This is a genomic window from Acidobacteriota bacterium (assembly GCA_026393755.1).
Taxonomy (GTDB): domain Bacteria; phylum Acidobacteriota; class Vicinamibacteria; order Vicinamibacterales; family JAKQTR01; genus JBAXOX01.
Window position 1 is genome coordinate 198,558 of the sequence record JAPKZO010000028.1, and the last position, 11,965, is coordinate 210,522.

Annotated in this window: 11 protein-coding genes; 1 reads left to right on the forward strand and 10 read right to left on the reverse strand. The window is 64.8% G+C overall.

Features of this window, described 5'->3' with window-relative positions; genetic code table 11:
- Positions 1-60: 60 nt before the first annotated feature.
- The gene (locus tag NTV05_11345; protein MCX6544990.1) at positions 61-1,863 is read right to left on the reverse strand and encodes a GAF domain-containing protein; all 1,803 of its coding nucleotides are present in this window, start codon (positions 1,861-1,863) and stop codon (positions 61-63) included.
- A 172-nt stretch (positions 1,864-2,035) separates the two neighbouring features.
- Between NTV05_11345 and fabZ the strand changes: the two genes are divergently transcribed.
- Positions 2,036-2,506: a 3-hydroxyacyl-ACP dehydratase FabZ gene (gene fabZ / locus NTV05_11350; protein ID MCX6544991.1), complete on the forward strand. Its 471-nt coding sequence runs from the start codon at positions 2,036-2,038 to the stop codon at positions 2,504-2,506.
- A gap of 22 nt (positions 2,507-2,528) precedes the next feature.
- On the opposite strand, the gene NTV05_11355 is transcribed toward fabZ, so the two are convergent.
- The 9 genes from NTV05_11355 to NTV05_11395 all read right to left on the reverse strand — a co-directional run bounded on the left by NTV05_11355 (position 2,529) and on the right by NTV05_11395 (position 11,097).
- Positions 2,529-3,218: a hypothetical protein gene (locus NTV05_11355; GenBank protein MCX6544992.1), complete on the reverse strand. Its 690-nt coding sequence runs from the start codon at positions 3,216-3,218 to the stop codon at positions 2,529-2,531.
- 174 nt (positions 3,219-3,392) lie between these two features.
- Positions 3,393-3,995 (reverse strand): DUF5658 family protein, encoded by a 603-nt coding sequence (locus NTV05_11360; GenBank protein MCX6544993.1) that lies wholly within the window; start codon positions 3,993-3,995, stop codon positions 3,393-3,395.
- A gap of 495 nt (positions 3,996-4,490) precedes the next feature.
- The gene (locus tag NTV05_11365; protein MCX6544994.1) at positions 4,491-4,943 is read right to left on the reverse strand and encodes a carboxypeptidase-like regulatory domain-containing protein; all 453 of its coding nucleotides are present in this window, start codon (positions 4,941-4,943) and stop codon (positions 4,491-4,493) included.
- A gap of 216 nt (positions 4,944-5,159) precedes the next feature.
- Positions 5,160-7,358: an O-antigen ligase family protein gene (locus tag NTV05_11370; GenBank protein ID MCX6544995.1), complete on the reverse strand. Its 2,199-nt coding sequence runs from the start codon at positions 7,356-7,358 to the stop codon at positions 5,160-5,162.
- Positions 7,355-8,362, reverse strand: coding sequence for an NAD-dependent epimerase (locus NTV05_11375; protein MCX6544996.1), 1,008 nt, complete (start codon positions 8,360-8,362; stop codon positions 7,355-7,357). The genes NTV05_11370 and NTV05_11375 overlap by 4 nt, the downstream gene beginning before the upstream one ends.
- Before the next feature lie 9 nt (positions 8,363-8,371).
- The gene (locus NTV05_11380; GenBank protein ID MCX6544997.1) at positions 8,372-8,881 is read right to left on the reverse strand and encodes a S24/S26 family peptidase; all 510 of its coding nucleotides are present in this window, start codon (positions 8,879-8,881) and stop codon (positions 8,372-8,374) included.
- A complete protein-coding gene (locus NTV05_11385) occupies positions 8,878-9,768 on the reverse strand; it encodes a hypothetical protein (protein ID MCX6544998.1) in 891 nt (296 codons plus the stop codon). Before NTV05_11385 ends, NTV05_11380 begins: the two co-directional genes overlap by 4 nt.
- Complete coding sequence (locus NTV05_11390) at positions 9,752-10,825, reverse strand: radical SAM protein (protein ID MCX6544999.1); 1,074 nt, start codon at positions 10,823-10,825, stop codon at positions 9,752-9,754. Before NTV05_11390 ends, NTV05_11385 begins: the two co-directional genes overlap by 17 nt.
- 5 nt (positions 10,826-10,830) lie before the next feature.
- Positions 10,831-11,097 carry a PqqD family protein gene (locus NTV05_11395; protein MCX6545000.1) on the reverse strand — a complete coding sequence of 89 codons (267 nt, stop codon included), beginning with the start codon at positions 11,095-11,097 and terminating at the stop codon, positions 10,831-10,833.
- Positions 11,098-11,965 lie beyond the last annotated feature (868 nt).

Sequence of the window (11,965 nt, forward strand, 5' to 3'; positions counted from 1 at the left end):
CACACACTGTGTGATTCGTCATGCTGGCGCACGGAAAGGGCCTTCTTCCGCGCCACACGATTACGTCGTCATCTTCACGACGACGGCCGTCATGTCGTCGTTCTGCGCCGCCGTGCCGCGAAACGCCGTGGCCGCGTCAAAGATCGCATCGACAATCTCGCGGGCGGATTTCGTCCGCGCATGCTGAATCACGGCCATCAGGCGCTCCGCCCCGAACTCGTCACCCCCTTCGTTCATCGCCTCGAACACGCCATCCGAGCAGGACGCGAACACGTCGCCGATGCCAAGGCTGATGGTGAGATCGTCGTACGAACTCTCCGGAAAGGCCCCCAGCGGCACACCCGGGCACTCGATCTGCGTGCAGCGCTCGCCGCTGCAGTGAATCGGAAACGGCAAACCGCTGTTGGCCAGCGTCACGCGGTGCTGCCTGACATCGAACTGGGCATACAGCAACGTGCAGTAGTACTCCTCGAGCCGCCGCTCGTGCATGATGCGGTTCATCGACGCCAGCACTTCGGCCGGGCTCGGTGCCGCCGCGCTGTGGCGCCGGCGGAAGGTGCGGGAACGAAGCAGTTCGCCCGCAAACGCACTGTAGAGGGCCGCGGGCGCCCCCTTGCCCGACACGTCGCCGACCGCCACCGTCAGTTTGTGGGGTTCGAGCGACAGGAACTCGTACAGGTCGCCGCCGAGCTCGCGAGCCGGCTCAAACCGCCACCCGACGTCCACGCCTTTGAGCCGTTTCGGCAAAGCCGTCGGCAGCAGGGCCTGCTGCACACGCTGGGCGAAGCGCATCTCCTTGTCGAGCCGGATCTCGTTGCGGCGGACCTCGTCGTAGAGGCGCGCGTTTTCGACCGCCACCGCCGCGCTTGACGCCAGCGGCGTCAGCAGTTCCACGTGCCGCTTGTCGAAGGCGTTCAGCTCGGGGCTCTCGAGATCGAACAGCCCCACGCAGCGGTCCTTGACGAGCAGCGGAATCACGAGTTCGGACCGGACGTCTTCGACCACCTTGATGTAGCGCGGATCCAGGCGCACGTCCCCGACAAGGACCGGCGTCTTGTGCAGCGCCGCGTAGCCGACAAGACCTTCGCCAATCGGAATCCGCTTCTGGAGGATCTGCTCGTCGTACTTCACGGCAAGCCTGAGCACGACGGCGTGCGCGTCTTCGTCGACCAGCAGAATGCCAAACGTGCGGTAGTCGATGACGCGCTTGATCGTCCGGGCGATGCGCTCGAGCAACTCGTCCAGGTCGAGGGTGGACGCGAAATCGCGGCCTATTTCCCCCAGCGCTTCGAGCGTGTCCGCATAGCGCCGTTCCGTGGCAAACAGCCGCGCGTTTTCGATCGCGATGGCCACCGACGCCGCAAAGTTGCGCAGCGTCTCGACCTCGGCCGGCGTGAATTCGCCCACATTGCGGCTCAGCAGGTTCAGCGCGCCGATGGCGCGGCCCTTCCGTCGGAGCGGCAGCACCAGTTCAGCCCGCGTCCCCGGAACCGCTTCGATGTAGCGGGAGTCATTCGTGACGTCGTTCGCGAGCAGAGGCCGGGCCGCCTCGACCGCCGCGCCGACCAGGCCCTCCCCCACTTTCAGCCTCAGTTCCCGGCTGCCCTCCGGATAGCCCGTCGAATACGCGATGTGCAGTTCGCCGCGCTCCTCGTCCAGCAGGTAGATCGCAAACGCGTGGTAATCGGTGACGCGCGCGATCAGATCCGGCAGCTTGCGAAGCAGTTCATCCAGATCAAGGACCGACGACACTTCGCGCCCCAGCGCAAAGAGCGTCGTCAGCATCTGCCGGTCGCTCTTGGCGGCAGACTGGTCGGAAGACGCCGCAGCCGCCAGCAAGTCGAGATCGAGAGGCTCAGTCACAGACCGCATTATACTGGGGGGGAGAATAATCACTCCCGGAGTGATTGCGGGCGGGCTAATCACTCCCGGAGTAATTACGAAATTGTAATCACTCCCGGAGTGATTGCGGGCGGGCTAATTACTCCGGGAGTGATTGACCCCGGGGTGACGCGAGACGAGACAAGGACGCACTGTGGAATTTGAACTGCCGTTCGATCAGACCGTCATCCAGCGCATCCTGCCGCACAGGTATCCGTTTCTGCTGGTGGACCGGATCATTGCGCTCGAGCCCGACAAGCGAATTGTCGGCATCAAGAACGTCTCCCGCAACGAGCAGGTGCTGGCGGTGGAACCGGGAAGAGTGCCCACGCTGCCGCCGACGATTCTGACGGAAGCGGTCGCGCAGGTCGGCGCGATCATGATCCTCGCGAAGCCGGAGAACAAGGATAAGCTCATCTTCTTCATGGGCATCGACCGCGTGCGCTTCCGCCGGCCTGTGTACGCCGGCGATCAGGTGGAAATCGAGGCCACTGTCCGCCGCCTGCGCAGCCGGATCGGGTCGCTGCACGGCGTCGCCCGCGTCAATGGCGTCGTCTGCGCCGAAGGCACGATGACGTTTGCGCTGGGGAAGAAAGACGAAGGAGCGGCCGCGAGCGCCCTGTGATTCTCGCGCATGCTCGGCGGCATCAGGGTCTGGCTTCGAGCAGCGCGAGCGCCTCGGCGACCGTGTGCACAACGGTAATGCCAAGCTTGCGGGCGCCTTTCGAAATCGGGTCGTAGGATTCCTCGTCGCGCCACACAAGAATCGACCGCGCTTTGGAGTCGCTCGAGATGTCTACGCAGTTCTCGAGCCGGTCGTCGATGTGCGCGTCGATTGTGAGCGCGGCGGCTATGGCCCCGCGCGATCCTTCGGTCGTGTACACCGCCGGCAGGTCGAACCCGTGGCGGCGCAACCACCGCTGCGATTGCACTTGCGCGGTTCGCCCCGCGGTCGACGGCCGCTGCGTGACAAACAGGACATCCCACCGGCGTTGGTAGGCCAGGTGCTGGAGGCGACGCACGATGCCGGGCTCGTGCTCTTTGAGCGATTCCCAGAAATTTCGCGTGTCGCGAACGCGTTGCCAGAGCCGCGTCTGCTGCCGGGCGGTCAGCCGTGAGAGCACCGCCGCGCTGGGCAGCTCCGACGGGCCGTCGCCTTCGCCGTCATCGGCCTGATTCTTGTCGGCCGCCTTCTGGACGCGGGCCTCCGCCTTCTCCCCGCCTTCTGATTTCGGCTTTCGGCCCTTGGCCGAGATCCCGAATTCCTCCTCGGCCAGCGCGGCCAGGGCGCCATCCATGTCTGCCAGAACCCCGTCGAGGTCGCACGAGATGCGCATCAGGTTTTGATTATACGTCGGTGCACTCCGTCACCGGCGGTTGTGGCCGGCCGTACAAAGCAGAAGGCACCCCCCGGACATGTGCCGAGAAGTGCCCCTGCTCTTGTGAGACCGGCCGGCGGCCTGACCGAAGGGCGCGGCGAGGCGCGTGGTCGGGTCTCCCGGGGGGCGGTCCTAACGAAGGCTGCCCGCGACCTTGTAGTTGTGCATGGCCACGTAGGCGTAGGCCGAGTTGACGGCGACAAGCATCACGACAGCCGCCAGCTTGTTGCGCTTCGCGATGCTCCTCGCGGCCAGAATCGCGCCGGTCGCCACCGCGGCCTTGACCGCCAGGAAGGCGGTGCGGTTCTTCGTGACGTTGCTCATCAACGGATTCGCTTCGACCGCGCCGCCTCTAAGCCCACTCATCGTGGAGTGATAGTCGAGCGCCTGCATCGCGATCGTCGCGGTATAGAGCGCCCACATTCCGCCGGAGACGGGACCTGAACTCCTCGGCGCAATCCGATCCCGAAGCGGTGTCGACACCTGCGCCGACGAAGACAACTGCGCTGACGCAGGAACGACTTGCGGCTCTGCGTTGCTGGGAACGTCCGCCTGCAGCGGAAGCGCTTCGAACAGCCGGGCCTGCGCGCGGACGGGAACGAGCGCCAGTGCGCCGACGGGAACAAGCGCCTGGGCGCCGACGGGAGCGAGTGCCTGTGCGCTGGCTTCGCGTGCGGCCACCGGCAAGACCAACATGAGAACGACGGCGGCGGCGGCGAACATTCGGTGTGACATGGCAGCCCTTCTTGATGTGCTCTGAACAGCGGGCTGTCGTCTCGTTCGAGTGCGCACGACATGTGCGCGTCTCGTTGCAGCCCACCCTCGTTAGAGCAAGGGCATTGCCATGTCCTGGATTGAAAATGCGGTGCACACGACTGCCAGTCGGTGCACGGTTTTTCGGGGCGTTTGGGCGTGTTTTCCCGGTGGGTCTGCCGAATCGCGCACTTCGCGCGAACGTGAAGTACGAGAATCGTCGACGCGCGAACAATTCTGATCGGGCCAACTCGATCCGGTCGCTGATGAAGACGAGACGAGCGCGATGAACGCATGACCGAAGTGCGCGCCCTGAGCACAGCAGTGGGCGGCCGCGCACAGGGTGCACACCTTCAAACCATGTGCGCGAGTGCGCTGCCCACGCGCGCAAGACCGTACACAGAAACGGCTTGGCGTCGCCTCCAGGGCCACAACCAAGCCGTTAGCGTCCCCGATACCGGGGCAGGTGCGCGGTGCTTACCGCGAAGGGCTGGTGTTGGTCACCACGACCCCCACGACCGCGCCCGCCGCAATGGCACCCAGGAGAAGGAGGCCGGCGGTGCTCAAGAAGAACGGAACCGCACAGGGCGCACTCGACCCGACCGCTACGTCCTTTACGACCGCGCCGGCCGCGACCGCAACGGACTTGCTGACGTCGGTCACCTTGCCGTCCTTGTTGAGAAGTTCAGCCACGTAGTTGGCCGGGAGAATGCCGGCAAACGTGAACTTGCCTTCCTTGTCAGTGATCGTCGAACCCGCCAGAACGCCAGTGTCAACATTCCTCAGTTGAATCTTGGCGTCCTTCAGCCGGCTCTGGCACGCGTCCCTGGCGAAGCCCTCGATCGTGCCAATCTGCGGTTGCTGGGCCGCCAATGGCACTCCAGAGACGCCCAACGCCAGGACCATCGTCAAAATCAAAATGCGTTTCATTGTTTCACCCAGACTTTCAAGTCATCAACGGCCGCGCGCTCTGGCGCGGCCCCCATTTCATCCCTCGATGCAGAGACACGAAGAGACACCCCTGGTACTTTAGAATATCGGCGGATCGCGGGAATAAGTCAACCCGGCCGGCGGATCGGCTCGAAATCCCCGCGTAATTGAGGAGGATGGCATTGCGGCACTGCGACCCGGCGTCACGCGGCCGGGCTATTTCAACTTCTCGACCGTGACCCCGCCCGGCCCGTACACCAGTCGGCGATCGGGCGTCCCGCGCTTCTGCGTGTCAAAGGCGACGCTCGCCAGCGTCCCGTTGCTGTACGTTTCCCACTTGTCTGGCTTGCCATTGCCAGTGGTGTCTTCTTCGGCGCGCGCCAGTGCGCCATTCTCGTAGACTTCCCAGCGCGAGACCTTGCCGTCGCGGCGCGTCGAGATCTCCATGCGCGCGATCCCGCCGCCGGCGGCTTCAAATGCCCATGCGTCGACTCGCCCGTCATTGAACCGCGAGGACCCCACCTTCTCGAGCGCGCCGTCGGGAGTGTAGTACTCCCACCGGTCGATCACGCCATCGAAGTTCGTGTCGATCTCCATTCGGACCAGACGCGTGCCGTCCATGTGACTCCACACGTCGGTCTTCCCGTCCTTGTTCGTGTCGAACATGAGCAGTGTCAGCTTGCCCGTGTCCTTCTCGTAGACCGCCTTCGCCGGGGGCGACCCGCCGGAACCACTGCGGCACGCGCCAGAAGCAAGTGCGCACGAAACGACAAGCGCGATCCCGATCGCGGCCGTGCAGGAGCGGATACCCGTGGCCCGGAATCTGGTCCCTGGACCCGGGGCGGTATGGTCCGGGGCGTGCGGTCTCTCCACCGTCGCCCGGTCGAAGAGAGGCGGATGGTTCTTCGGTGAAGTACGTCGGACCGCGATCGCGCACAACACGACGAACAGCGCGGCGTCGCCGGGAATCTGCAGACTGAACTCCACGATCTCCTGGAAGGCCATCGCGACAATTCCCGTCGTGGCGCCAACGCGAATCCAGTAACTGGTCCGATCGTCGTGGCCCTCGCGGAACCGTGCGATCACCTGCCACACGAAGATGAGGATCAACAGTGCGGCCGGCACCGCGACGAAATAGCCGCCCTCGGTGAGCACCTGCAAGTAGTCGTTGTGCGCCTCACTGAAATGCAGGTAGGCCGCCAGAAACTGCTGCAGCAACGTGGTCGCCGTCCCGTACGTATTGAACCCTGTGCCAAACGCCGGGAACATCTGATGGATGCGCCACGCGTCCGTCCACGCACCGGTGCGGCCCCCAAACTCCCAACCCACCTCGCCGAACCGCTGGCCGATCGCGTCAATCCCCGTCCAGCTGACGGCCGCCACGAATACGACCAGGAAGTACGCGGCCAGCAGCCGGCCCTTCGTCGAGCCCGTCTGGTGACGCCACACACTGACGGCCGACAAGACGATCGCCAGCAGGAAGCACGAGATGCCACTGCGCGACAACGAGAGCGTCAGCGCGAGTCCCATCACAAGAACACTGAATCCGGTGAGCACCGCACGACTGGCAGCGGGCGTCGAAAACCAGCCGATCCGACTGCGCCAGTCCGGCGATATCCCCACCATGCCCTTGGCCACCTGCGACGCGAAGTAGCCAATCACCACCGGCAGCGCCAGCAGCATCCAACCCGCAAAATGGTTGCGGTTGATGAACGGCCCGAACGCCTGGAAGTACGTGTTCTCGGGCACCCAGAATCCGTACACCTTCCCGTTCCAGAGCGCCTTCTGGACAATGCCGATCAAGGCCAGAACGACGCCGAGCACGGTGAGGCCCGGAGCGAACGCGCGGAGGTCCAGGCCGTTGAGACCGCGCTGCAATCCGAGCAGCAGCAGACCGAATCCCACAACGAACACCAGACCCAGCAGCGTCTTGTCGGGATTGATGCTGATCGGATGAGTGATGGATTCTCGCGCCGGGGCGACAGGGGCGGACGTCCCGCCTTCGCCGGCTGACGGCAACAACGGCTTCGGCGGGGCAGGCGGGGTTTCTGCTTGTCGCTGCTGCGCCCGAAGCATCGCCTGCTGCTGCGCGGCCGCCCGGGTTTCCATGACGACGCCGAAGGCGTACGCCACGTCGTACTGTCGCAGGAACTCGTCGGTGGCCGGACTCATGCGCACGAGGGTCGCGCGGTCGACCGGAATCAGCTGCGCGCCGATCGCAGCCGCAACGAGCAGGATGCCGAGAAGCAGCGCCCCTCCAGCTCGTCTCCGCACGCGCGGCACATGTCGCAACAAGCCCCACACGCCCACGATCGCGCCAGCGGCGAGCAATGGCCAGTAGGCCCAGTCGTACACCGCGCCAAACGCCAGGGCCCCCCAGGCCACCATCACCAGCACGGGCACGGCCATGTTCATATGCCGTAATACCCGCGGTACCACTCGACAAACCTCCGCACGCCCTCGCGGACGGGGGTGCCTGGCTTGAAGCCCACCCAGGCATCCAGTTCGTCGGTGTTGGCAGAGGTGGCGGGCACGTCGCCCGGCTGCATGGGGAGATAGTGCCTCTCGGCCGTCTTGCCCAGAGCCTCCTCGAGCGCCGCGATGTAGTCGACGAGCGGCGTGGGCTGACTGTTGCCGATGTTGAAGACCCGGTAGGGCGCATTGCTCGTGGCCGGGTCAGGTGACGCGGTGTCGAAGGCGGGATTGGGCTCGGCCGGGCGATCGGCGACGCGGATGACGCCTTCGACGATGTCGTCGATGTACGTGAAGTCGCGCACCATCTGGCCGTGGTTGAAGACCTCGATGGGCCGCCCCTCGAGGATGGCCCTGGTAAACAGGAACAGCGCCATGTCCGGCCGGCCCCACGGGCCGTATACAGTGAAGAACCGGAGGCCCGTCGTCGGCAGCCTGAACAGATGGCTGTACGTGTGCGCCATCAACTCGTTCGCCTTCTTCGTAGCGGCGTACAGGCTGATCGGATGGTCGATGCTGTCGTGTTCCGAGAACGGCATCCGCGTGTTGCCGCCATAGACGCTGGACGAGCTGGCGTACACGAGGTGGGCCACGTTTGCGTGGCGGCAGCCCTCGAGTATGTTCACGAATCCGGCGAGGTTGCTGTCGACATAGACATGGGGGTTCGCCAGTGAGTAACGAACGCCCGCCTGGGCCGCCAGGTGCACGACGCGTTCCGGCTGCTGCTCGTTGAACATCGCGGCCATGCCGTCACGATCCGCGACGTCCAGCTTGACGAAGCGGAACCCCGGCTGGCTTGTCAGGCGGGCCAGCCGCGCCTGCTTGAGCGACACGTCGTAGTACTGGTTGAGGTTATCGAGTCCGATAACCGTGTCGCCGCGCGCCAGCAGCCGGAGCGCAACGTGGGAACCGATAAAGCCGGCCGCGCCGGTGACGAGGATGTTCACGGGATGATCTTATTCCCTATTCGATTGAGCCTTCTCAGGTGGAACATCACTCCCCGAGTGATTCTTCCGTCGCAGTTGCCACAGAGGCCGTGTGAGCTGGAGGAGTAGCGGCCCCAGGGGGCTCGTCCGCGCCCACGCGATCCCGGCGAGACGCCAGAGGCCGCGGTCCAGGTGATGCACACGGCCGTGGCGCCAGACCGTGGTGACCACGCCCAACGCGGCGTTCGGGGCAAACGGTCCTTCGCAATGCGGCTGGGCATCGCCACGAAGAACGAATGTCCCGCCGCCCTGCATTCGAACGACGCGGTGCAACACGTAGCGCTCTGACGTATCCGGTGGAGCCGCTTGCACCAGCACCATGTCCCCTAACCGGAGCCCGCCGGCGGGCTTGAGTTCCACGACGTCTTCGTTGCGGAGGAAGGGCCACATGCTGGTGCCGGTCACCGTCATCTTTACCCGTTGACCGCGTTCCAGTGCGGCGCGAACAACCGGCATGAAGTCGCGGCTGGGGAGAATCACAAGATCGATCGCACCAGCGAAATGACCGCCCCCTCCGGGCGGCAGCGCAACCGATACACGGGCACGCGCGCCAGGATCGTGTTGAGATTCGCCATCGCGCGCTGCATCAGCGCGGCGTCCCAATACGGCAGGAATGCGCGAGCCATCAACAGTGGTGCTGCGGCCGCCGGAGCCAGCGGTTGAATGGCGTTCTCGGACGCCTGTTCGAGCACGATCAGCGCCGCCAGCGGTGCGGCGTGGTTGCGGGCAATTTCGGCCGTGCCGCCCCATGGCGTGCCGTAACACACCGGGCCGCCGGCCTCCACGCGCACGGCGATGCGATCGTCGTTCATCGCCACGACGCCCGGCTCGTGACTCCACAGGCCGACCTGCGTGCTCTTGCCCGCTCCGGAATGCCCGATGAAGACGATGCCCTTGCCGTTGTCGTCGAGGCCGGAGGAATGAAGGACCAGCCCGCCGCTTGAGAGGATGGCGGTACGAAAGATCAGTTCGCCCGCGCCGAGGTTGAGCAGGCTCTGCCAGCCCAGACCGCTGCGATGTTCCGTCAGGATCGCGTCGTCCCACGCGCGGTTCGCGCGAAGCAGGCCCTGCACGGGCACCGATTGGCCCTGGTTCTCGTAGGCGAGCGTGGCGCAGAAATCCGAGCCCGCGCGGTACATCTTCCAGATGGAGCCCGGGTCGTAGATCAGCTCGCCCTGCGGGGCGGGAGGGTTCTTGCTGTCTTCCCAACGCAGCGCCACGCGGGATAGCGGATTCTCAAGCGCGCCCTCTTCTGCGCGGAACGGACCGAGCCGCCCTTCGATACCCAGTTCGACCGCGGAAAGTGGGCTGGTCAACTCAATCAAGAGGTTGGCGATGCGGATCGGGATGTTATGCGGGGTGGCCATAGCGGTCCTTGCGCGCGCGGGCGATGTCACACAGATAGGGCACGGGTTCAGTCAGGGTGCCGGTTTCCAGCTTCGACCACGCCGGGCAGGTTGGGCAAAAGCCGCGCACGTCGCACGCCAGGCAGAGCGGCGCCTGTGGCGGCGCAGAATCGACAAAGCGCTGCACCTGCTCCCACGCTGCGAGAAAACCGATCTCAAGCGGACGAGCCGCGGGCAAGGGCAGGTCGATACACGCATTCATTTCGCCCTGCGGATTGATGATAAAGGCGGCCTGGCCAGCCTGACAGAAAAAGCTGCGACCACTACTTGAAGACGACTCGCGCAAAGCGGTCTCGGTCCACTCGGTCGCGGATGCGCGGTCGGTCGCTTCGAGCGCAACACAGTCCGAGGCAGAGAGGCGGCAATCGGCAACCCCCGACATCGCGCCGTCGCGCCGGGTGGAGAGCAGCCAGCCTCCAGAGAACGGCAGTCCCCAGTTGTGCGCCATCTGCCGCATGGCGTCCAGTTCGTCCACGTTCTGGCGCGTCACCGTGGTCTTCAGGCCGAGCGGGACGCGACGCTTGACGAGCGCTTCGATGCCGGCGCAACAGCGGGCGTAGCTGCCGGGGACGCCCGTGACCGCTTCATAAGTGGCAGTGGTCGCGCCGTAGATCGTGATTTCGGTGCGGCTGGGGGGCGCGTCCGCCAGGCGCGCGGCCAGTGCATCGGTGATGAGCGTGCCGTTGGTGAACAGGGTGAGGATGAGACCCATCCGCGTGAGCGGGGTGTACAGCTCGAAGAAATCGGGGCGCAGCAACACCTCGCCGCCGGTGAGCAACAGAAAGACCATGCCGTTGTCCACGGCCTGATGTGCCAGGTCCAGCCATTGGCTCGCCGAAAGTTCTCTGGCTTTCCGCGCCACATCGCCGGCCGATTGGCAGACGTAGCACATGCGGCAGCCCAGATTGCAGCGCTCGGTCAACTCGAACGTGCCGTTGACTGGCTGACGCTCGGCGGCGGCGCGGCGCTGGAGTTCGCGCACCAGCGGGCCGTAATCTGTCGGAAGCGCTGCGCTCACCGTGGTCATCGTTCCAGCAGGCCTAATCGTGTCATCTCGCCGACAAACGTCTGCACATCGGCGCGGGCCGTGGCGTCTGAGACGGCAAACCGTTCAGCCACGGCGGCGACCAAATCGTCCATTGAGCGCTCTTCTGCCAGCCGTTCCCACACGCAGGCCCCCGTCTCGTTCAACGTGAGAAGGCCATTCAGGTTCATGACTTGCGCGCCGAGCGGCACGAGCAGGCGCTCCCCGCCGACCTGTTGCATCATGAAGTCTGCTTTACGTTTCACTGAATTCTCCTGATCGTGTCTTGTCCTTGCGGCTCGACGGGGTCCAGTAGAACTTCGGGGTCGGAAGCAAGCGTGGTTTCTTCCGGCGGCCGCTTCTCCAAGCAAGGCGGATCTGTCGGGATTCCCGTGGCCCGACTACACTCAGCAGCCCGCACTGAAGGCCAGAGGGTCGCAAGCCAGCAGGGCCTAACTGCCGGAAGGGGATCCACTGCAACTGGGACCTGGGCGTTTGCCGCTGTCACCGCCGCCAGCACTGGGCTGCTTGGCGCATGTCAACAGTCGCTCCTCAAGCTTGAGAGGAACAAACGTCGCCTCCGGCGGCTCGTAGGTCAACTTCTCCGCGACGGGCGTCCCGCTCTGCGGCGTGGTCGCGGGTGGGTTCTGTTGTTTCATGGCTTCTTCTCTCTTTGAAATGCCTAGCGCGATAGACGAAGCGCGCGCACTCCTTGTTGTGTTGAGGTGTTCATTTCGGCGCAACAGCGCCTGATCGAGTGAACGGGCCGGGGTCGGGAAACGGGCCATTCTTGCCGCCACCGCACGTCCGGCCGCGGGTGCGGCGGCTGCCCTGTTCGAACGCCTGTTCGCCTGCGGTGCGTGTTGGGTCCACAGGCGGTAAACGGGGTAAGGGGCGGCCTAGCTCTTGTTCTGCTGATTCTGCGGATGGCCCTCGTGACCAAAACAGATATCCATCGACTTATCGCAGACGAGCAGTCTCTCCTCAAGCTTGAGAGGGACAAAAGTTGCCTTGGGTGCCTCATACGACAACTTCTGTGTGCCGGGTGTCCCGCTCTGCGGTGCGGTCCGGGGTGTGTTTTCCTGCTTCATAGTGTCTTCTCTCTTTGAATTACCGATCGCGATAGCAGGGGCG